The 20,312-nt window shown below is 72.6% G+C and carries 17 protein-coding genes; 9 read left to right on the forward strand and 8 right to left on the reverse strand.

Annotated features, from left to right (window positions below):
* Positions 1-529: 529 nt before the first annotated feature.
* Positions 530-2,740: a CDP-glycerol glycerophosphotransferase family protein gene (locus ACIO9K_RS01095; RefSeq protein WP_400325815.1), complete on the forward strand. Its 2,211-nt coding sequence runs from the start codon at positions 530-532 to the stop codon at positions 2,738-2,740.
* Between the two features lie 118 nt (positions 2,741-2,858).
* Here the strand turns inward: ACIO9K_RS01095 and ACIO9K_RS01100 are convergent, their stop codons facing one another.
* Positions 2,859-3,071, reverse strand: coding sequence for an EF-hand domain-containing protein (locus tag ACIO9K_RS01100; protein ID WP_363579329.1), 213 nt, complete (start codon positions 3,069-3,071; stop codon positions 2,859-2,861).
* Positions 3,072-3,245: 174 nt separating this feature from the next.
* On the opposite strand from ACIO9K_RS01100, the gene ACIO9K_RS01105 reads away from it, so the two are divergent.
* Positions 3,246-3,914 carry a lysophospholipid acyltransferase family protein gene (locus ACIO9K_RS01105; protein WP_363579331.1) on the forward strand — a complete coding sequence of 223 codons (669 nt, stop codon included), beginning with the start codon at positions 3,246-3,248 and terminating at the stop codon, positions 3,912-3,914.
* A gap of 92 nt (positions 3,915-4,006) precedes the next feature.
* On the opposite strand, the gene ACIO9K_RS01110 is transcribed toward ACIO9K_RS01105, so the two are convergent.
* Entirely contained in the window at positions 4,007-5,848 is a 1,842-nt protein-coding gene (locus ACIO9K_RS01110; RefSeq protein WP_400325820.1) for an ABC transporter ATP-binding protein, read from the reverse strand.
* A gap of 151 nt (positions 5,849-5,999) precedes the next feature.
* The gene (locus ACIO9K_RS01115) at positions 6,000-6,773 is read right to left on the reverse strand and encodes an SDR family oxidoreductase (protein ID WP_363579335.1); all 774 of its coding nucleotides are present in this window, start codon (positions 6,771-6,773) and stop codon (positions 6,000-6,002) included.
* Between the two features lie 155 nt (positions 6,774-6,928).
* Here ACIO9K_RS01115 and ACIO9K_RS01120 point away from each other — a divergent pair, with 155 nt between their 5' ends.
* The 3 genes from ACIO9K_RS01120 (at position 6,929) to ACIO9K_RS01130 (ending at position 9,272) form a co-directional block, all read left to right on the forward strand.
* The gene (locus ACIO9K_RS01120) at positions 6,929-7,156 is read left to right on the forward strand and encodes a hypothetical protein (RefSeq protein WP_400325823.1); all 228 of its coding nucleotides are present in this window, start codon (positions 6,929-6,931) and stop codon (positions 7,154-7,156) included.
* Between the two features lie 353 nt (positions 7,157-7,509).
* A complete protein-coding gene (locus tag ACIO9K_RS01125; RefSeq protein ID WP_400326618.1) occupies positions 7,510-8,262 on the forward strand; it encodes a DUF6895 family protein in 753 nt (250 codons plus the stop codon).
* Positions 8,259-9,272, forward strand: a complete 1,014-nt coding sequence (locus tag ACIO9K_RS01130; RefSeq protein WP_400325826.1) for a serine hydrolase domain-containing protein — start codon at positions 8,259-8,261, stop codon at positions 9,270-9,272. The genes ACIO9K_RS01125 and ACIO9K_RS01130 overlap by 4 nt, the downstream gene beginning before the upstream one ends.
* A gap of 100 nt (positions 9,273-9,372) precedes the next feature.
* On the opposite strand, the gene ACIO9K_RS01135 is transcribed toward ACIO9K_RS01130, so the two are convergent.
* On the reverse strand, positions 9,373-9,969 hold the full coding sequence (locus ACIO9K_RS01135) for a LysE family translocator (protein ID WP_400326621.1): 597 nt from the start codon (positions 9,967-9,969) through the stop codon (positions 9,373-9,375).
* 203 nt (positions 9,970-10,172) lie between these two features.
* Between ACIO9K_RS01135 and ACIO9K_RS01140 the strand changes: the two genes are divergently transcribed.
* Positions 10,173-11,612, forward strand: coding sequence for a PLP-dependent aminotransferase family protein (locus ACIO9K_RS01140; protein ID WP_400325829.1), 1,440 nt, complete (start codon positions 10,173-10,175; stop codon positions 11,610-11,612).
* 125 nt (positions 11,613-11,737) lie between these two features.
* Here ACIO9K_RS01140 and ACIO9K_RS01145 read toward each other — a convergent pair whose 3' ends face one another.
* Genes ACIO9K_RS01145 through ACIO9K_RS01155 form a run of 3 tightly spaced genes read right to left on the reverse strand, consistent with a single transcriptional unit; the run spans position 11,738 to position 15,212 of the window.
* Positions 11,738-12,643, reverse strand: coding sequence for an SDR family oxidoreductase (locus ACIO9K_RS01145; RefSeq protein ID WP_400325832.1), 906 nt, complete (start codon positions 12,641-12,643; stop codon positions 11,738-11,740).
* Positions 12,640-13,653 (reverse strand): alpha/beta fold hydrolase, encoded by a 1,014-nt coding sequence (locus ACIO9K_RS01150; RefSeq protein ID WP_400325835.1) that lies wholly within the window; start codon positions 13,651-13,653, stop codon positions 12,640-12,642. Before ACIO9K_RS01150 ends, ACIO9K_RS01145 begins: the two co-directional genes overlap by 4 nt.
* Positions 13,650-15,212 (reverse strand): flavin-containing monooxygenase, encoded by a 1,563-nt coding sequence (locus tag ACIO9K_RS01155; RefSeq protein ID WP_400325838.1) that lies wholly within the window; start codon positions 15,210-15,212, stop codon positions 13,650-13,652. Before ACIO9K_RS01155 ends, ACIO9K_RS01150 begins: the two co-directional genes overlap by 4 nt.
* A gap of 357 nt (positions 15,213-15,569) precedes the next feature.
* Between ACIO9K_RS01155 and ACIO9K_RS01160 the strand changes: the two genes are divergently transcribed.
* From ACIO9K_RS01160 to ACIO9K_RS01170, 3 genes are read left to right on the forward strand one after another with little or no spacing between them, the layout of a single operon-like run.
* Positions 15,570-16,358 carry a MerR family transcriptional regulator gene (locus tag ACIO9K_RS01160; protein WP_400325841.1) on the forward strand — a complete coding sequence of 263 codons (789 nt, stop codon included), beginning with the start codon at positions 15,570-15,572 and terminating at the stop codon, positions 16,356-16,358.
* Positions 16,359-16,417: 59 nt separating this feature from the next.
* The gene (locus ACIO9K_RS01165) at positions 16,418-17,431 is read left to right on the forward strand and encodes an ABC transporter substrate-binding protein (protein ID WP_400325844.1); all 1,014 of its coding nucleotides are present in this window, start codon (positions 16,418-16,420) and stop codon (positions 17,429-17,431) included.
* 13 nt (positions 17,432-17,444) lie between these two features.
* Complete coding sequence (locus ACIO9K_RS01170) at positions 17,445-17,954, forward strand: hypothetical protein (protein WP_400325847.1); 510 nt, start codon at positions 17,445-17,447, stop codon at positions 17,952-17,954.
* Between the two features lie 94 nt (positions 17,955-18,048).
* Here ACIO9K_RS01170 and ACIO9K_RS01175 read toward each other — a convergent pair whose 3' ends face one another.
* Positions 18,049-19,686 (reverse strand): M4 family metallopeptidase, encoded by a 1,638-nt coding sequence (locus ACIO9K_RS01175; RefSeq protein WP_363579358.1) that lies wholly within the window; start codon positions 19,684-19,686, stop codon positions 18,049-18,051.
* Positions 19,687-20,312: the final 626 nt, after the last annotated feature.

Here is a 20,312-nt window from a genome sequence, read left to right on the forward strand (position 1 = left end):
CCTGCCGGCGGTCCCGCGGGCGGCCCGCCGGACCGCCCGAGAGCCATGAGGGATGCGGCGGTGGACACGACGCGGATGCTGCGGTGGATATAGGGGACAGCCGGGGCCGTCGACAAAGCGACCGGTCGACACCTCCAGGCTTCATGAAGTGAACACATTCGAGGGATTGACTCCCGGCAATCCTCCAAGCAATATCTGTGAGAACACGTGCGCGCCCGCATCGCACCCGGGTGCGTGTTCGAGTGATGAAGAACTCCGGCTCCCGCGAGCCACTGCCCGGCCGCCTCGACGCTGCGGTGGCCAGGCTCGCGAGGTGCCCGGAAAGGCGGCCGGCCGTAGAGGGTCGGCCGGGTCGCCGCCAGGCTGCCGGTGCCGCCCCGTTCAGGGCCCGGCACCGGCGGTTCCGGGCCCAGGGCCGACCGTGGCCACGGCTCCACGGCACCGGTCAGCCCGGCCGGTCACCTCGGCCGATCACTCCGGCCGGACGTCCCCGCAGGTCGCACCCGGTGGATCGGTAGACTCGGCCAGCGTGCCCCTCCTCCTCAGCATCGTGCTCCCGGTCCACGGCGTGGAGCGGTTCCTGCCGCGCTGCCTCGACTCGATCCTCGGCGACACCCCCGCCACGGAGTCCCGTTTCGAGGTGATCGCGGTCGACGACCTCTCCCCCGACGGCTCCGGCGCGATCCTGGACGCCTACGCGGCCCGCGACCCCCGACTTCGGGTCCTGCACCTCACCGAGAACCAGGGCCTCGGCGGCGCCCGCACCGCCGCCTTGGCGCAGGTGCGCGGCGAGTACGTCTGGTTCGTGGACAGCGACGACTGGCTGCCCGAGCGGACGGTGGGCGCGATCCTGGACGAACTGGAGCGGGAGCAGGAGCGGCAGCGCGGGACCGGGGCGCCCGCCGACGTCCTGCTCACCGGCTTCACCCACGTCTACCCGGACGGCGGGACCGAGCCGAACCCCTGGCGCCACGTGCTGGCCGACTCCCCGCTGGTCGAGGGGTGCACGCTGGCCGAGCACCCGGCGCTGTTCCAGACCGTGATGTCGGTCTGGAACAAGGTGTTCCGCCGCGCCTTCCTGGAGGGCCTCGGCGTCTCCTTCGGCCGCGGCTACTACGAGGACATCTCGGTCACCTACCCCGCGCTACTGGCCGCCGAGCGGCTGCGCTACCTCGACCGCCCCTGCTACTTCTACCGGCGCGGCCGGGACGGCGCGATCACCGCCACCGCCTCCCCCAAGCACGCCGACGTGTTCGCCCAGTACGACGCGATCTTCGCCTTCCTGGACCGCCCGGACCGCCCCGGCCGGCCCGTCCCCGACGCGCTGCGCACCCTGGTCTTCGACCGGACCGTCCGGCAGGCGCTGAACGTCTACGACACCCCCGGACTGGTCCCCGCCGACCGGCGCAAGGACTTCTTCCGCCAGATCGCCCGGCACTTCGCCCGGCACCGCCCGACCGGCTACCGCTACCCCGGCGGCGTGCGCGGAGTGCAGTACCGGCTGGCCGCGCGCGGCGCCCGGATCGCGTACGCGGAGCTGCGCCGCACCGGGCAGTTGCCGCGCGAACTCAAGCGCGGGGCACGGGCGGTGGCCCCGGCCGTGAAGAAGGGCGTGCGCAGCGGCGCCCGGTTCACCGCGTACAACGCCTTCCGCCGGCTGCCGCTGGACGAGCACCTGGCGGTCTACGCGGCGTACTGGCACCGGGGTTACGCGTGCAGCCCGGCGGCGATCTACGAGAAGGCCAGGGAGCTGGCGCCGCAGATCCGGGGCGTGTGGGTGGTGGAGAACCGCAAGCAGGCCGCGGCCATGCCGCCCGGCGTGCCGTACGTGATCGTCAACACCCCGGCCTACCTCAAGGCGATGGCGACCGCCAAGTACTTCGTCAACAACGTCAACTTCCCGCGCACGATGGCGAAGCGGGCGGGCACCGTGCACGTGCAGACCCAACACGGCACCCCGCTCAAGGCGATGGGCATGGACCTGCGCGAACGCCCCGAAGCCGCCGAGGGGATGGACTTCGACCGGCTCCAGGAGGCCGTCGACCGCTGGGACTTCCTGGTCTCCTCTAACCCGCACACCAGCGAGCACTTCACCCGCGCCTTCCCCGGCCGGTACGAGATGCTGGACACCGGCTACCCGCGCAACGACCGGCTGGCCAACACCACACCGGACGAAGTGCGGGCCGTGCGCGAGCGGTTCGGGCTGCGGCCGGACACCACGGCCGTGCTGTACGCCCCGACCCACCGCGGCGACCAGGGCGGCTACGTGCCGCTGCTGGACGTCCGGGAGCTGGCCCGGCGGCTGGGCCCGGACTTCACCCTGCTGGTGCGCACGCACTACTTCCACACCGGCGGCCCGGGCGACCTGGCGGCGGGCGAGGGTTCGGCCGCGATCGTCGACGTCTCGGCCCACCCGACCGTGGAGGACCTCTACCTCGCGGCGGACGCGCTGGTGACGGACTACTCGTCGATGATGTTCGACTACGCGGTGCTGGACCGGCCGGTCGTGATCTTCGCGCCGGACTGGGAGGAGTACCAGCGGGTGCGCGGCGTCTACTTCGACCTGTTCGAGCAGCCGCCGGGGGCCGTCACGGTGGACCCGGACGGGCTGGCGAAGGCGCTGCTGGCGGGCGATCCGGAGCCGGCCGCGCGGGCGCGCTTCCGGGCGCGGTTCTGCCCGTGGGACGACGGCGGGGCGGCGGAGCGGGTGGTGCGCCGGGTGTTCCCGGTGGAGTCCTGAGGCGTTCCGCGGCGCTCCCGGAGCCCTGACAAGCCCTGACAAGCCCTGAGGAGCCCTGAGGAGCCGTGTCGCACCGGGCCCGGCGCCGCCGGTACGGCGACCGGACCCGTCGGCACGCTCAGCGCTGGCGGGCGGCCAGGAACTCGTCGAAGGTCAGGAAGCCCTGGTGGTGGGTGTCCATGGCGTGGATCAGGGCCTCGGCCATCGACAGCGTCACGTCGTGGTCGCCCATCTCGTTCGCGACCAGCGCGTATTCGGCCGGAGTGATCTTGCCGTCGCCGTTCTTGTCGAAACGGTCGAACATGGCCTTGATCGCCTCGGTGGTCTCCATCGTGCCCTCCTGGTACTGCGGGGTCGTGCTCTGTTCGGACGGGCGTACCCTACCCGGCCGTGGTGCGCGCCACGGTCGCCGGGAGTGGACGGCCGCGGGGGTGGTTGTCGTAGTCTGCGGATCTGATTGCAGGCCCGGGCTCCTCCCGGGCGATCGTTCGTCCAGGGAGGGACCATGCTCGATCTCGCCACCAGGCTGGTGCTGAAACCCGTCTCACGCGGCATCTGGCGGCCGACCATCGAGGGCATCGAGAACGTGCCGCGCAAGGGCGGGGTCATCCTGGCCAGCAACCACCTGTCCTTCATCGACAGCGTGGTGATCCCGCTCACCGCCCCGCGCCGGGTCCACTTCCTCGCCAAGGCCGAGTACTTCACCGGAACGGGGCTCAAGGGCCGGCTCTCCAAGGACTTCTTCGAGGCGATCGGCGCGGTGCCGGTCGAGCGCGGCACCTACCGTTCCGCTCAGGCCTCGCTGGAGTCGGCGCTGGAGATCCTGGAGGACGGCAAGGCCTTCGGCATCTACCCCGAGGGCACCCGGTCGCTGGACGGCCGGCTCTACCGGGGCAAGACGGGCGTCGCCTGGCTGGCGCTGACCGCGGGCGTACCGGTGGTGCCGGTGGCGCTGGAGGGGCCGGAGCAGATCCTGCCGGTCGGCAAGCGGGTGCCGCGGATCAAGAAGGTGACCGTCCGGTTCGGCGAGCCGCTGCACTTCGACGAGCTGCACGGGCAGGCCCGCTCGCTGAAGGCCCGTCGGCAGGTGACCGACGAGGTGATGGCGGCGATCCAGCGGCTCTCCGGCCAGGAGGTCGCGGAGAGCTACAACGAGGCGCCGAAGGCCGCGTAGGCCCCGGCCGCGCGCCGCGCCGCATCACACCCCGCCACACCTCGCTACGTCACACCCCGCCACATCACGTCGCGCCGCACCCGCTCGGGCGCTCACACGTGTCCGAGCGCGGCCGGCCCCGGTACGACGGCGGCCGGCTCCGGCGCCTCCCGGCGCAGCAGTGCCGCGTAGCGGCCGTCCAGCTCCACCAGTTCGTCATGGGTGCCGAGTTCGACCACCTCACCGTGGTCGAGGACGGCGATCTGGTCGGCGCCCCGGACGGTGGAGAGCCGGTGCGCGATGGTGATGGTGGTGCGGCCGGCGGCCAGGGTGTCCACGGCCTGCTGGACGGCCTGCTCGGTGCGGTTGTCGAGCGCGCTGGTGGCCTCGTCGAGGATCAGCACCGGCGGGTTGCGCAGGATCGTCCGGGCGAGCGCGAGGCGCTGCTTCTCGCCGCCGGAGAAGCGGTAGCCGCGCTCGCCGACCAGGGTGTCGTAGCCGTCCGGCAGGGCGGCGATGGTCTCGTGGACCTGCGCGGCCCGGGCGGCTTCGACCAGTTCGGCGTCGGTGGCCTCCGGCTTGGCGAAGCGCAGGTTCTCGGCGACCGAGGCGTGGAAGAGGTAGGTCTCCTGGGAGACCACGCCGACCGCGCGGGCCAGCGTGTCGAAGGACAGTTCGCGCACGTCCACGCCGTCGATGGTGACCCGGCCGCCGGTGACGTCGTACAGACGCGGGACGAGGTAGCTGAGCGTGGTCTTGCCGGAGCCCGTCTCACCGACCACGGCCAGCGAGCTCCCGGCCGGGACCTTGAGTTCGACCCCGGAGAGCGTCGGCCGCTCCTGCGCGGGGTCGTAGCGGAAGTCGACGTCCTCGAAGCGGACCTCGCCGCGGATGTCGGTCAGGCTCCGCGGCTTCGGCGGCTCGGCGATCTCCACCGGCAGGTCGAGGTACTCGAAGATGCGCTGGAAGAGCGCGAGCGAGGTCTGCACGTCCACGCCGGTGGAGAGCAGGCTGACGGTCGGGCGGAACAGGCCCTGCTGGAGGGTGACGAAGGCGACCAGGGTGCCGACCGAGACGATCGGCGCGCCGCCCGCCGCGGACAGCCCCGCCGCCCAGTAGATGACCGCGGGCATCGCGGCCATGACGATCTGGATGGTGTTCATCCGCCAGCGCCCGGCCATGCTGGCCCGCACTTCGAGGTCGGCCAACTGGTCGGACTGCCCGGTGAACTCACGGGCGAGCGAGTCGGAACGGCCCATCGTGCGGCCGAGCAGGATGCCGCTGACCGACAGCGACTCCTGGACCGCCGAACTCATCGCGGCCAGCTGCTTCTGCCGCTCGGTGGTGATCTTCTTGCGCTCGTTGCCGACCCGCCGGCTGATCCAGACGAACAGCGGGAGCAGCAGCAGCGAGACGACGGTGAGCCGCCAGTCGAGCGCGACCATGGCGACCACGGAGGCGATCACCGCGGTGAAGTTGGAGACCAGGCTGGTCGCGGTGGACGTCACGGTGGACTGCATGCCGCCGATGTCGTTGGCGATCCGGGACTGCACCTCGCCGGTGCGGGTGCGGGTGAAGAACGCCAGCGACTGCCGTTGCAGGTGGCTGTAGACGGCGGTGCGCAGGTCGTGCATGACGCGCTGGCCGACGGTGGTGGAGATCAGCGTCTGGAGGACGTTGAAGATGCTGTTCACCACGGCCGCGAGAACCATGCCGAGCGCGAGCAGGCTGAGCAGCCCGGTGCGGCCCTGCGGGATCGCGGTGTCCAGGACCGCCTTGAGCAGGAACGGCGAGACCACCGACACCACGGCGGAGGCGGCCACCAGCAGCCCGACGACGGTGAGGCGGCCCGTGTACGGGCGGAAGAGGCCGAGGATGCGCCGCCACTGGGCCGGCGGGCGGGGCTCGCCCTGGGCGCGTTCGGGCGGGGTCCAGTTGATGGTGGTGGGTCTCAAGGGCAAACCTCCGTGGGTGGGGCGGTCGGACGGCCGCCAGCATAGCGAGAATAGCTCATAGTTAGACTAGCTAATAGTGAGGCTGGATCTATTCCCACGGCGCCGCGACCGCCCGGCCTACCGTCCGACCGCTCCGGCTGCCCCGACCGCGTCAGTTCGTCCGGTAGCTGCGCGCCGCCTTCGAGGACAGGCCGCCCAGCCGACCGGAGGGCAACAGGCGGGCGAGGGCCACCACCGCCTTGTAGCGCTTGCCCGGCACGGACAACGAGCGGCCCCGGGCCAGGTCGCGCATCGCCTCCGCCACCACCCGCTCGGCCGAGAGCCAGGACCAGGCCGGGATGTTGCCGGTGCCCATGCCGGCCCGCTGGTGGAACTCGGTGCGGGTGAAGCCCGGGCACAGCGCCATCATCCGCACCCCGGTGCCACCGAGGTCGCGCAGCACGCCCTGGGTGAAACTCACCACCCACGCCTTGCTCGCCCCGTACGTGCCGCGCGGCAGGAACGCCGCCACCGAGGCGACGTTCACGACCGCGCCGCGACCGCGCTCGCGCATCCCCGGCAGGGCCGCCGTGGTCAGCCGCAGGATCGCCTCGATGTGCACCTTCAGCATGTCCAGCTCGTCCTGGAGCGGGACGGTCCCGAACGCGCCCTTGTTGCCGAAACCGGCGTTGTTGACGAGCAGGTCCACCGGGCGGGCGGAGTCGGCGAGCCGGGCCTCGACGGCCGCGATGCCCTCGTCGGTGGCGAGGTCGGCGGTCAGCACCTCCACCTCGATTCCGTGCTCGGCGTGCAGGTCGGCGCTCGCACGCTCCAGGCGCCCGGTGTCCCGGGCCACCAGGACGAGCTGGTAGCCGCTGCGGGCGAGCCGGCGGGCGAACGCGGCTCCGATGCCGGCGGTCGCGCCGGTGATCAAGGCTGTGGTCATGCCCCCGACGGTACCGACTCACCGCGGCCGCGCCCACTCCGAACGGACTATCCCTGCCGGCCATCTGCGGATGCAGGTACCGGGCCGCACCCGTACCGTTCGGACGGGGGCATCGCCCGAACGGGCGGTGACGCTCAACTGAGGAGGCACTTCTGATGCTTACTCACTGCCGGACCCACAAGGCCACGACCACGCCGACCGCCACGACCGCGACGACCGCGACGACCGCGACGCGCGCCGAGACGGACACACTCGCGAGCCTGATGGTGGAGGACGAGGCCGTCGTGTCCGACGCGCCCACGTACTCGCCCGAAGCCCTCGGACTCCTGCTGCTGGCGCTGTTGCTGTCGCCGAAGCCGCCGAAGGAGAAGTCGACCCGCTAGCAGCCGGGCGACCCGATCACCGACCCGGTAGCCGGGCGGCCCGATCGCGGGGCCGGTCCACCGACGTGGACCGGCCCACCCCTTCCCCGGCTCCTCGGCGGGCCTGACGAGGGCTCGTGAGCCCGAGTTCGTGAACCGTCCGCGCGAACCCGCGCTCGTGAGCCCACGCTCGTGAGCCCGTCCGCGTGAACTCGCGCCCGTGAGCCCTTCCGCGCGAACCCACGCCCGCGAGGCCGCCCGCCGGGGGCTCCCCGACCAGGAGGAACACCACCGATGCCCTTCGCCGAGACGCCACTGCGCGACGAGTACGCCGCAGCCGTCGAACGGGTGGCGCGCTGGCCGCTTCGCTGATCCTGCGCGACGGCGTCACCGGGCCCACCGAGGCCCGCACCGCACGCGAGCTGCTCGACCGCGCCTGGGCGCAACTGCGCGAGGGCGACCTGCTGTACGAGCGGCAGCTGCGCCACTTCACCATGACCGACCCGCTGGAGACCTACGCCCACTTCGCCCGGGCCGGCTACCGCCACCCGGCGCTGGAGGAACTGCTCGATTCGCTCAGCCGGTTGCGGGCCACGCACGCCGAGGAGATCCACCCCAACCGGCGTCTGGGGGTCGCCAACGCCCGACGGGTCATCGGGCTCGCCCACCAGCCGGACTGGGCCGCACTCGCCGCCGGCACCTGGCTGGGCGCCACGCCCGAGCCGTGGGCCGTCAACTGGACGACCGGCTACGACATCACCCACACCGTCTTCCACCTCACGGACTGGGGCGCCCGCCCGGACGGCCTGCCGGAGCCGATGCGCGACCACGTGCGCGACTGGCTGCCGGCCTGGCTCGACATCTGGCTGGAGATCGGCCAGTGGGACCTCGCCGCCGAACTCCTCGCGGTCGACGCGTGCATCGGTGAGCCGGCCACCGGGCGGCAGGGCTGGGACGCGCTGGCCGCCGTCCAGCACGAGGACGGCCTGCTGCCGCGCGACGCCGAACCGGTCGACGAGGACCGCGAGCAGGCGTTCCAGGACCACCAGCACACCGCCGTCGTCGCGGTGGTGGCCGGTGGCATCACGCTCGCCCGGGCGCTCGGGGCCACCACGGCGGTCGCGTGAACGGGCTTGGCCCGGCGGTCGCGGAGGTGGTGCGCGCGGCCGGGCCGTACGCCAGCGCCGTCACGGTCGCCGTCACGCGCGGGGACGCGGAGGAGGTGCGCTGCCACGGGCGGCTCGGGCACGGGCGGACGGCCGCGTGCTCGCCGGACACCGTCTTCGAACTCGGTTCGGTCAGCAAGACCTTCACCGCGCTGTTGCTGGCACAGATGGCCGCGCGCGGAGACGTCTCCCTGGACGACACGGTGGAACGCCGTCTGCCGGACTGCTGGCGCCCGGTGACCGTCCGCTCCCCCGAGCCGATCCGGCTGCTGCACCTGGCCACCCACACCTCGGGCCTGCCCCGGCTGCCGCCCGGACTGGCCGCGCGCGCCGTGCCGACCTGGTTCACCAATCCGTACGTCGCGTTCGGGGACGAGCAGTTGAGGGCCGGGGTGGCCCGAACCACCGTACGGTGCAGGCCCGGCAGCCGGTACCGGTACTCCAACTACGGCGTCGCGCTGCTCGGTCGGGTGCTCGCCGAGACGGGCGGCTCGCCCTATGGGGAACTGCTCGCCGAACGGGTCCTCCGACCGCTGGGCCTCGGTGCCACCACCTGTACGGCGGACCCGCCGGGGCGGGCGGTCGGGTACCGGCGCGGGCAGGAACTGCCGCCCTGGCACATCCCCGGACTGCCGGGGGCCGGCGCGCTCCGGGCGAGCGGGGCCGACCTGTTGCGCTACCTGAGGGCGCATCTCGGCGGTGGCCACGGCGAGCTGGCGGCCGCGCTGCGCGAGGTCCAGCGGCCGCGGCTGCGGCTGCCGCGCTCGACGGACGAGCTGTGCCTGGTGTGGAACCACCGCCGCCCGGGCGGGCGCGACCTGTACTTCCACGCCGGGGCGACCCGGGGGTTCACCGCCTTCGTCGGGTTCTCGCCCCAGGCGTCGGCCGCGGTGGCGGCCCTGGCCAACACCGGGCCGGCGCTGGACGGGCGTTTCCTACAGGCGGCGTACGAGGTGCTACGGGCGGCTTAGGACCCGATCTGGGGAGTGCGGCGCTGCGGCATCGCGGCATTGCGGCATCGCGGCACTGCGGCACTGCGGCACTGCGGCACTGCGGGCCGAGGCGACGGGCCTAGGCTGCCACGGCTTTGGCGCGGTCGGCGGCGAGGTGGACGGCGAGGCCGCCGAGGACCGTCCCCATCGCGTAGCGCTGGATCCGCAGCCAGGCGGGACGGCGGTTGAGGAAGGACGCGATGCCTCCCGCGCTCACCGCGATCAGCCCGTTGACGGTGACCGCCACCACGATCTGGGTCAGCCCCAGCACCAGGCTCTGCACCGCGACGTGACCGCGCTCGGGCGCCACGAACTGGGGCAGCAGCGAGATGTACATGATGGCGATCTTGGGGTTGAGCAGGCAGGTCAGAAAGCCCATCGCGAACAGCCGGCGCGGCGGATCCGGCGGCAGCTGCTGCGGGGCGAACACCGCCGTACCGCCCGGACGGACGGCCTTCCAGGCCAGCCACAGCAGGTAGCCGGCGCCGGCCAGCTTGATCGCGGTGTAGAGGGCGGGCACCACCGAGAACACGGCGGCCACGCCCGCCGTCACCGCGGCCAGGTAGACCAGGAAGCCGGCCGCCACCCCGATCAGCGACAGCAGCCCGGCGCGGCGGCCCTGGGCGATCGACCGGGAGACCAGGTAGATCATGTTGGGCCCCGGTGTCAGCACCATCCCGAGCGCCACGGCGGCGATCCCGAGTACGGCGTGCCCGCCCACAGCGGACAGGGCGGATGCGGCGGGAGCGGTGGAGGTCAGTGCTTCCATGCGAGGAGGCTAGGCCCGGCGTCGATCTCAATGCAATGATGACTTTGCACTCGGTGCAATACCGGTGCGATGCCATGCAATGCCGTCAACTCGTGTGGAGGGGTCCCCCGATGGACGACTACCGCCGGATCGCCGACGAGATCGCCGGCGCCATCACCGACGGGCGGCTGCGACCGGGCCGGCAACTGCCCACCCAGCGTGCCTTCGCCCGCAGCCGGGGCATCGCCAACTCCACGGCCGGGCGCGTCTACCGGGAACTGACCCGGCGCGGACTGACCACCGGGGAGGTCGGGCGCGGCACCTTCGTCCGGGCCGGGCAGGGGGCCGGCGGCGGGGCAACCGGCGGGCAGGTGGCACTCGCCGAACCGGCCGGCGCACCGGTGGACCTGGAACTCAACTACCCCGCCGCCCCCGAGCAGGCCGGACTGCTGGCCACCGGACTGGCGCCGCTGCTCCGGGCCGACGCGCTGGGTGCCGCGCTCGCACCGGTGGGCGCGGCCGGGACGGGTGCGGCCCGGCAGGCGTTCGCGGCACTGCTGTCGGACGAACGCCGGACGGGTGGGGATCGGATGGACGGTGTCCGGTCGGGCGGGGACCTGTCGGGCGGGGGCCCTTCGGGCGGGGATCAGGAGGTCAACCCGGAGATCGCCGGGGAGGAATTGCTGTTCGCGGGCAACGGCCGGCAGGCCATCGCCGCGACGCTGTCCGCGCTGGTGCCGCCCGGCTACCGGCTGGGGGTGGAGGCGCTGACCTACCCGGTGGTCAAGGCCGTCACCCAGCGGCTGGGCATCACACTCGTGCCACTGGCCGTCGACGAGCACGGGCTGCTGCCCGACGCCGTGGCCACCGCCCACCGGGCCGCGCCGCTGCGCGCCGTCTACGTCCAGCCGAGGCTGCAGAACCCGCTCGGCGGGAGCCTGCCGTACGAGCGGACGGCCGCCCTCGCCGAGGAGCTGCGCCGCCTCGACCTGCCGGTCGTCGAGGACGCGATCTGGTCCTTCCTCCGCCCGGAGCTGACCGCCCTCGCCAGCCTCGCACCGGAACGCACCGTCCTCGTCGACAGCCTCTCCAAGCGGCTCGCGCCCGGGCTGACCACCGGGTTCGCGGTCGTCCCCGCCGCGCTGCGCGAGCGGATCGCGGGCGCACTGCGCTCGGGTGGCTGGACGCCCAGCGGGTTCGCCCTGGAGGCGGCCGTGCGCTGGATCGGGGACGGCACCGTGGCCGAGGTCGCGGCAGCCAAGCGCGCCGACGCCGTCGCGCGTCAGCTGCTGGCGCGCGAGGTGCTGGCGGGGCAGGACATCCGGGCCGACCCCTGCTCGTACTACCTGTGGTGGGAGCTGCCGGCGGCCTGGCGGGCGGAGACGTTCGTCGCGGCGGCGGCGCGGGCGGGCATCGCCGTCACACCCGCGGCGGCGTTCGCCGCCGACCCCCGGCGTTCCCCGTCCGCCGTCCGGGTCGCCCTGGCCTCGCCGCCGCTGCCCGTGCTGACGCGAGCGCTGGAGACGCTGGCGCGGATCGCGCGGGGGACGGCGGAGGAGTGGATGGAGTGACGGGCGGCCGGGCGGCCAGGCGGACCGACGGACAACTGACGGATAACAGATAACAGCTGTTGAAATCTGTTATCTGTTATCCGTCAGTTGAAATCTGTCAGTTGTCAGTTGTCAGTCGACGGCCGTCAGTCGACGGCGCCGCTTCGGCCGCCCCGCACCGCCGTGTCCGCAGCTCCGCCGGCGCCGACGGCACGCAACCGGGAGGCGGCCGTGGCGGCGAGCTGGGGCGCGATCCGGGCGACGTCGCGGGAGCCGACCGCCGCGATCAGGCTCGGCAGCAGCCAGCGGACCGGCTGCATGCCGCGCAGCCAGGCCTGCGCGTAGACGTGGGCGGACCTCCGGGCGATGCCGGCGACGATCCGCTCCACTGCGGGCTCCAGCGGGTAGGTCTTGTTGGCCGGCCACGGCAGCCTGGTGCGCATCTGCTTGAGCACGGCGTCCTCGTCGGCGCCGCGCACCATGTCGGTGTCGGTCCAACTCAGGTATCCCACGCCGACCTTGACCCCCTGGTAGGCGACCTCGGCGCGGAGCGAGTGGGCGAAGGCCTCCACCCCGGACTTGCTGGCGCAGTACGCGCTCATCAGCGGCGCGGGAGTGAGCGCGGCGAGCGAGGCGATCTGCAGCAGGTAGCCCCGGCTCTCGGCGAGGGCGGGCAGGAATGCCCTGGCCGTGGCGACGCTGCCGAGCAGGTTGACCTCGATCACCCGGCTGAACGCCCGGTGATCGCTGTCCGCCACCGGCCCGCCGATGGCGATGCCGGCGTTGGCGACCACGGTGTCGATCCGGCCGTAGTGCTCCTTGATCCGACGGGCGGCGTCGCCGAGCGCGTCGAGGTCGGTGACGTCCACCTCCCAACTGGTCGCGGCCGCGCCGCACTGCGCCGCGACGGCCTTGAGCTCGTCCGGCTCCAGCCCCAGGAGGGCGACCTTAGCCCCGCGCCGGGCGAGCGTGCGGGCGAGCGAAGCCCCGACCCCGCGGGCGGCCCCGGTGACGACGACGACCTGCGCGGACAACGGCGGGATGGCGTTCATGCGGCGGCGGTCCTCTCGGAGACGGGCGCAGAGGCGGAGGAGGCGGAGGTGGAGGGGGCAGGAGCGGAGTCGGCAGGAGCGGAGACGGAAGCGGGCGCGGCAGACAGGTACGCGGCGGCCAAGCGGTGGATCTCGGCCGCGACCTCCACCGGCCGCTCCAGCGGCGCCATGTGCCCGACCCCAGGAAGCAGCAACAGCCCTTGTGGGTCTACGAGTTCGGCGACGATCCGGTGCGCGTGCACCGGTGGGGTCAACCGGTCCGCGGTGCCGACCACGACCGCGGTCGGTACGGCGAGCCGGGCGAGTCCGACGCGGACGTCCAGGCGGTCGAGGACGCCCGCCCAGTTGGCGCGTACGGCGGTCGGGCAGGCGTGCACGATCCGGGCCGTCGCCTCCACCTGCCCGGCGGACGAACCCGGGCCCATGGTCGCGTACTTGAGCGCGACACGGCTGACCGGCGAGACCGGCCCGAGCGGCAGCCGGGAGCGCAGCAGCAGGCGGTTCAGAAAGCGGCGCAGCCCCGGGGAACGCACCGCCTCGGGCAGCACGGCGAGTTCGGCCACCAGCTCCCCCGGCCCGGTGGAGACCAGGACGGCGGCGGCGGTCCGGTCGGCGATCTCGGGGCGGCCACCGGCGGCCATGATGGTCATCCCACCCATGCTGTGCCCGGCGAGCACGGCCTTCTCCCCCGCCGGGACGGTCCGGGCGAGGACGGCGGAGAGGTCCTCGGCCAGTGCCCGGGTGGAGTAGCGGACCCGGCTCGGCGGGATCTCGCTGTGCCCATGGCCGCGCTGGTCGTAGGCCACCACTCGGTAGCGGTCGGCGAGTTGGCGAATCACCGGAGCCCAGAAGGCGGTTGAGCAGGTCCAGCCGTGGGCGAGCACGACGGTCGGCGCCCCGGGTTGGCCGTGGACCTCGACGTGCAGCCGGATCCCGTCCGCCGATCGGATGCTCAACTCCTCGACGGGAACGGGCGGGACGTACTCGGCGGGCAGCTCGGCGGCGTTCATGCGGACACCTCCTGCGCGGTACGGGCGGCGTCCTGGCCAGCGCGCATGATCAGTTCGTACTCGCCGAGGTCGACCTTGCGGGTGGCTCGGCGGAACGCGGTGGTGGAGCCGGGCCAGAGCACGGTGTTCTTGCCGTTCGGATCCAGGTACCAGCTGCGGCAGCCGCCGGTGGTCCAGACGGTGCGGTCCATCCGGTGCTGGAGTTCGAGGTTCCACTGCCGCTGGGCCCGGGCGGTGGGCTGCATCGCGGTGGCACCGATCGATTCGAGCGTGGTCAACGCGTCGATCAGGTAGTTCAGTTGGGACTCGATCATCAGGATCATCGAGCTGTTGCCGAGGCCGGTGTTGGGGCCGATCACGAAGAACAGGTTCGGGAAGCCGTGCACCGCCGAGCCGCGCAGCGCCTCCATGCCGTCCTTCCACTCCTCCGCCAGGCTGGTGCCGTTGGCGCCGAACACCCGGGCCCCGATGGGCATGTCGGTGACGTGGAAGCCGGTGCCGAAGACGATGGCGTCGACCTCGTGCTCGCTGCCGTCGGCGGCGACCAGGGTGGAGCCGCGCAGTTCGCGCAGGCCGGAGGCGACGACCTCGGTGTTGGCCGCGGCGAGCGCCGGGTAGTAGGTGTTGCTGAGCAGGATGCGCTTGCAGCCGATCCGGTAGTCCGGGGTCAGCTTGGCGCGCAGGGCCGGGTCGGGAACGCCCTGGGCGAGGTGGCGTTCGGCGAGTTGCTGGACCACGCGCAGCATGCCCGGGCGGCGCACGAAGGCGTCCACCTGGAGCTCTCGGAGGGCGAACAGGGTGCCGCGGCGGATCTTCCCGGTGACCGGCACTCGGTCGTGCAGCCACTTCTCCAGCTGGCTGATCTCGCGGTCCCGGCGCGGCAGGACCCAGGCGGGCGTGCGCTGGAAGACCGTCAACCTGCCGACCTTCGGCTGGATCGACGGGATGATCTGGGCGGCGGAGGCTCCGGTGCCGACGATCGCGACCCGCTTGCCGGTCAGGTCGTAGTCGTGGTCCCAGCGGGAGGAGTGGAACACCTTGCCGGGGAAGGCGCCGAGCCCCGGCAGGTCGGGGATCTGCGGGTCCGCCAGTGGTCCGGCGGCGGAGACCACCGCGTCCGCGGTCCACTGACCGGCCGAGGTGGTGATCCGCCAGCGGACCTGCTCGGCCTCCCAACGCGCTTCCAGCACTTCGGTGTTGAACCGAAGGTGCGGGCGGAGGCCGAAGACGGTGGCGACCTTCTCCAGGTAGGCGCGGATGTCCGGCTGGCCGGAGAAGCTCCGCGGCCACGCGGGGTTGGGCGCGAAGGAGAAGGAGTAGAGATGCGAGGGCACGTCGCAGGCGCAGCCGGGGTAGCTGTTGTCGCGCCAGGTGCCGCCGACCGAGTCCGCGCGCTCCAGGACGACGAAGTCGGTGATCCCGGCGCGGCGCAGCCGGACCGCGGCGCCGAGACCGCCGAAGCCGGAGCCGATCACCGCCACCCGCACGTGCGGGACGGCCTCGTCCGCCGCGGGGGCACCGGACGTGCCGGAGCGGGGGCGCTTGCTGCTGGATGCCATGCGGCCTCCTCCTGAGGGTGGGGCGATGATCTTCGCGCTGCCGTACCGTGGCGCCCGCTCGTGCCGCGCCTCCTGGCGCGCCGACGACGCCGTGCTCGTGCCGTGCTCGACTGCTCTCGTACCGCCCTGGCGCTGCCCTGATGTTGCCCTGATGCGCCCGGGTGAAGCCGCGGTGTCGCTCTGGTGCTGCTCCGCATGGTGCTGTGCGCACTGCCTCGGGCTCCCCGACGACCGGCGTCGGAGCCCCGCTAATCGCGCCAGTAATTACTGGCATGATTGGCAGGGTAGCCCTTGCTGACACCGGATGGAAGAAGCGCGGCCACCCGGATTCCGGGAGCCTTCGGAGGTGACGGACCTATGCTGATCGCCGTGGACAAGGTCAGAGCTGCTGCGGGTGACGGAAAACGCGAGTACCGGGTGGAGGAACTGGCCGAGGCGGCCGGCATCACCAGCCGGACGCTGCGCTTCTACCGCGAGCGCAAACTGCTCCAGCCGCCCCGCAAGGAGGGCCGGATCGCCTGGTACAGCGAGGAGCATCTGGCCCGACTGCGGATGATCGGCGAACTGCTGGACCGCGGCCACACCCTGGGCGGCATCGCCGAACTGATCGGCGCCGGCGAGAGCGGGCGGGACGTCGCCGAGCTGATCGGGCTGGAGGCCGCGATCGTCGCCCCCTGGTCGGACGAGACCCCGGTGCGCCTGGACTGGGACGAACTCAGGACCGTCTTCAACGACCAGCTCACCGAGGAGAACACCGCCGAGTCGATCGCCCAGGGCTACATCACGATCGACGACGACGGGATCACCCACATCAGCCGCCGCCTGATGGACGCCACCACCGCACTCGTCGCCGAGGGCGTACCGCTCTCCGTGGTGCTGGACGCCAGCCGGCGCACCCAGGAGCACGTGGAAGCCATCGCCGAGATCTTCATCGACGTGGTCGGCGAGCACCTGCTCGGCGCCCTCGCCGCCGACGCCCCGCTGCCGCCCGGCGAGGCGGCCCGGCTCACCGAACGCATCCTGCGGGTGCGGCCGCTGGCCCGTACGGTCGTCGACGCGCAGTTCGCCCTCGCGATGGACCGGCGGGTGCCCGCCGAGTACGACGAACTGCTGCGCCAGCGACGGGAGAACGACACCGAGGCGTAACCCCTCCGACGGGAGGGCAGGGATTCCCGCGCCCTGCCCACCCGTTGGAGGAACCGCCGATGCCCAGACCCCTCAGTCGCCGCGCCGCGCTCGGCCTCGCCGCCGGGCTCACCCCGGGCCTCGCGCTCGCCGCCTGCGGACCGAACTCCCCGGCACCGTCCGCCGGTTCGACCGGCGCGACCGGTGAGCCCGGCGCGCCGGGCGGTTCCGGCGGGTCCAGCGGGGCCGGCCCCCGGACCGTCCGGCACGCTCGCGGCGAGAGCACCGTACCGGCCCGGGCCGCCCGGGTGGTGGCGCTCGACACCGACGCGCTGGACTCGGTGGTCACCCTCGGGCTCACGCCGGTCGGCGCGACCACCGTCACCGAGGGCGCTCCCTTCCCCTCCTACCTGCCCGCCGAACGGCTGGCCACGACGAAGGCCGTCGGCGCCATCGGGCAGCCCAACCTGGAGGCGATCGCGGCGCTGCGGCCGGACCTCATCCTGAGCAACCAGGTGCGCGACGACAAGCGGTACGACGAACTGGCGAAGATCGCGCCGACCGTGCTGTCCAAGACCACCGGGCCCAGCTGGAAGGAGAACGTCCGGTTGCACGCCGAGGCGACGGGCCGGCAGGCCGAAGCCGAAGCGGCCGACACGGCGTACCGGGCGAAGGCGCGGGACCTCGTCACCGCACTCGGCGGCCCGGCCAAGGCCGCCGCCACCCGGGTCGAGATGGCTCGTTTCCTAGCCGGCGCACCGACCAGGCTGTACCTCAACGACACCTTCGTCGGCTCGCTGTTCAAGGACCTCGGGCTCGGCCGGCCCGCCAACCAGGACAAGCCCGGGTTCTCGGTCGAGATCAGCCCCGAGCAGGTGGACCAGGCGGCGGCCGACGTCATCTTCTACTCGGTCTACGGGGACGCGGCCAAGTCCGACCAGGGCAGGATCACCGATGGCGCGCTGTGGAAGAGCCTGGACGCCGTCCGCACCGGCCGGGTGTTCCGGGTCGACGACAGCCTGTGGATGCTCGGGATCGGCTACACCGGAGCCGGCCTGATCCTGGACCAGATCCGGAAGGACCTCGCGCCCTGAGCGGCTGCTCACCGTGCCCTCCGTCCTGCTGCTGGCCGGGATGGCACTGCTGTTCGCCGCCTCCAGCGTCCTGCTCGTCTCCACCGGGAGCCCGTGGAGCCCGACCGCTGCCGTGGGCCTCCTCGGGGTGGCGGTCGCACCGCAGATGATCACGATGTTCGGCCTGGTCGAGCGGACGGTGCCGGCCGTCCGGCTGGGCGAGGCGATGGCGGCGCTGGTCAGCGCGCTGATCCTGGCGCAATCGGCCGGCACCTTCCTGGGCGGCTGGGCGACCACGCACTTCGCGCCCGCCGTGCCGTTCGCGATCACCGCGGCCGCGGCGGCGGCCTTGCTGCTCGCCGCGTGCACCGCGACCGAACAGCGCTACCGCCGCCGCACTCCGACAGCTCCGACCGCTCCGACCGCTCCGACCGCTCCGACCGCTCCGACCGCTCCGACCGTCGGTGGGACTGACGGTGGGACTGACGGTTCCGGCGTCCAACCCCGCATCGCTGAGCCCGCGCGCCACGCCCCGCGCACATGACGGCGGGGGCGACGGTGGTCCGCACACCGTCGCCCCCGCCGTGCGGCCCCGCCCGCCGGCACCCACGGTTCGGCAGGGCCCACTCAGGCGGTCGTCAGTTGACGTTGACCGCCGTCCAGGTGGCCGCGACCGCGTTGTACTCGGCGCTGCCGTTGCCGTACAGGTCCGCCGCCGCGCTGAGGGTGCCCGCCCGGGCGCCCGCGTAGTCGGTGGTGGAGGTGAAGTAGACGGTCAGCGCGCGGTACCAGATCTGCGCGGCCTTGTCCCGGCCGATGCCCGCGAGCGAGGAGCCGTCGGCCGTCGGACTGTTGTAGTCGAACCCGTTGATGCTCTTCGCGCCGCTGCCCTCCGACAGCAGGTAGAAGAAGTGGTTGGCCACGCCCGACGAGTAGTGCACGTCGAGGTTGCCCACGCCGGCGGACCAGGAGTCGGCGGACTGGCCGTCCTTGCTGGGCTGGTCCATGTAGCGCAGCGGGGTGCCGTTGCCGTTCAGGTTGATCAGCTCGCCGATCCAGTAGTTCGGCGGGTTGGAGGGCAGGTTGGCGTACCACTCGACCATCGTGCCCATGATGTCGGAGGTGGCCTCGTTGAGGCCTCCGGACTCACCCGAGTAGTTGAGGTTCGCCGTGGCGGCGGTGACGCCGTGGCTCATCTCGTGGCCGGCCACGTCGATCTCGGTGAGCGGGGCGGCGTCGCCGTTGCCGTCGCCGTAGGACATGCAGAAGCAGCTGTCGTCCCAGAAGGCGTTGACGTAGTTGGAGCCGTAGTGGACGCGGCTCGCGGCGCCGACACCGTCGTTGCGGATGCCGTTGCGGCCGAAGGTGCTCTTGTAGAAGTCCCACGTGGTGGCCGCGCCGAACTGGGCGTCCACGGCGGCGGATTCGCGGTTGGAGGCGGTGCCGTCGCCGAAGTTGTTGGAGGTGTTGGCGAACAGCGAGCCGTTGCCGGCGGTTCCGTTGCTCATGTCGCTGGTGGACTGGCCGCCGCGGCTGTCGTCCTTCAGCGAGTAGCTGGAGCCGCTCTGCGCGGTGGTGAGCGGCACCTGGCCGACGAAGACGCCCTTGCCGGTGCCGGCGGCGGTCTGGATCTTCTCGTGGGTGGACAGCACCTTGCCGGTGGCGGCGTCGGTGACGAGCACCTGGTTGCTCGGGGTGCCGTCGGCGCGCACGCCCTCGACGGTGGTCCGGTAGGCCAGGCGCGGGTTGCCGTCGGTCGCCCAGACGACCAGCTCGGCCTTGCCGGTCTGGTGCACGTCGGCCAGCGGGGACTCGTCGGCGTCGAGGGTGACCCCGACGGTGGCCTTGACCGCACCGGTGGCCTGCGTGGCGGCCTGGTCGGCCGGGATCTGCGGGGTCAGGCTCGGCAGCGCGAGCTTGGCGGAGACCGCCTTGTCGACCGACTTGACCGAGCCGTTGGCCTTCTGGTGGACGACCAGGTCGCCGCCGAGCACCGGCAGGCCGGCGTAGGTGCGCTCGAAGCGCAGGTGCCGGGTGCCGTCCTTGTCCACCACGGCGTCCTTGGCGACGAGCCGCTCCTTCTCGCCGAGGGCGAGGGCCTTGGCGAGCGGGCCGGACTGGCCGCCGGCCAGCGCGAGCACGGCCGCGTGCTGGTGGTCGGCTTGGGCTTGGAGGCCGGCGACGGGGCTGGCCTGGGCGGCGGTGCTCACCTGGATCACACCGGTCAGCAGGGCGGTGGCCGACAGTACGGCGACAGCTGCGAGCTTTCGCTTCACGTGCGAGTCCTTCCGGGAAACCGCGTGTGGACGCGGTCGCGCCGCGTTCCGGGGGCCGGGGTCGGCACCTGTGGGGCGGAAATGGGCGCTGACGTGCTGAAACCCCGGGCGGTCGAGCGGCGAGCCACCAAGGGGTGGGGGTGGGGGCTACCGCCGGGGCTGTCCAGAAGCATGACAATCCAGCAGGTGAATTGACAGGTCTACTTCAGCGATTGGCCAGGTCCCGCCAGCTCGCCAGATCCCTCAAGTGGTGGGCAAAACGGGGCAATTCACCGCGCCTTGCAGTGGGTTCCCACCCGAACCACGCCCGACCGCCTGCACCGATGTCCGATCGACCGTCGAACGTCGATTCGGCGCGCGAAGCCGAGCGGGCCGGAATCGACTTTTACATCCCTGTAGAACTTCCAATACGGAATCTTGACATCCGCTTGGCGAGGTCCCGCCACCTGCCGCCCTTGCCCGCCGCCGGGTCATCTGCTAGCGCCACCGGACCTCGTGTTCGCCCGACTCCTCAGCGCAGTCGGCGAGTTGGGCGCGACACCTGGGGGCGCACCGGAGCCGGGGAGACCCCGCGCTCCACAACGGACCCTCCTCCACCGGCATCTGTGATGACGCCCGGTTCCCGC

Source organism: Kitasatospora sp. NPDC087271 (assembly GCF_044744605.1).
GTDB lineage: Bacteria > Actinomycetota > Actinomycetes > Streptomycetales > Streptomycetaceae > Kitasatospora.

Coding starts and splice junctions, on each gene's coding strand:
- ACIO9K_RS01115 (WP_363579335.1), bottom strand. CDS start 6,773: ATGACCACAGCCTTGATCACCGGCGCGACCGCCGGCATCGGAGCCGCG.
- ACIO9K_RS01105 (WP_363579331.1), top strand. CDS start 3,246: ATGCTCGATCTCGCCACCAGGCTGGTGCTGAAACCCGTCTCACGCGGC.
- ACIO9K_RS01135 (WP_400326621.1), bottom strand. CDS start 9,969: ATGGTGCTGACACCGGGGCCCAACATGATCTACCTGGTCTCCCGGTCG.
- ACIO9K_RS01165 (WP_400325844.1), top strand. CDS start 16,418: ATGCCCAGACCCCTCAGTCGCCGCGCCGCGCTCGGCCTCGCCGCCGGG.
- ACIO9K_RS01145 (WP_400325832.1), bottom strand. CDS start 12,643: ATGAACGCCATCCCGCCGTTGTCCGCGCAGGTCGTCGTCGTCACCGGG.
- ACIO9K_RS01140 (WP_400325829.1), top strand. CDS start 10,173: ATGGACGACTACCGCCGGATCGCCGACGAGATCGCCGGCGCCATCACC.
- ACIO9K_RS01100 (WP_363579329.1), bottom strand. CDS start 3,071: ATGGAGACCACCGAGGCGATCAAGGCCATGTTCGACCGTTTCGACAAG.
- ACIO9K_RS01120 (WP_400325823.1), top strand. CDS start 6,929: ATGCTTACTCACTGCCGGACCCACAAGGCCACGACCACGCCGACCGCC.
- ACIO9K_RS01150 (WP_400325835.1), bottom strand. CDS start 13,653: ATGAACGCCGCCGAGCTGCCCGCCGAGTACGTCCCGCCCGTTCCCGTC.
- ACIO9K_RS01155 (WP_400325838.1), bottom strand. CDS start 15,212: ATGGCATCCAGCAGCAAGCGCCCCCGCTCCGGCACGTCCGGTGCCCCC.
- ACIO9K_RS01160 (WP_400325841.1), top strand. CDS start 15,570: ATGCTGATCGCCGTGGACAAGGTCAGAGCTGCTGCGGGTGACGGAAAA.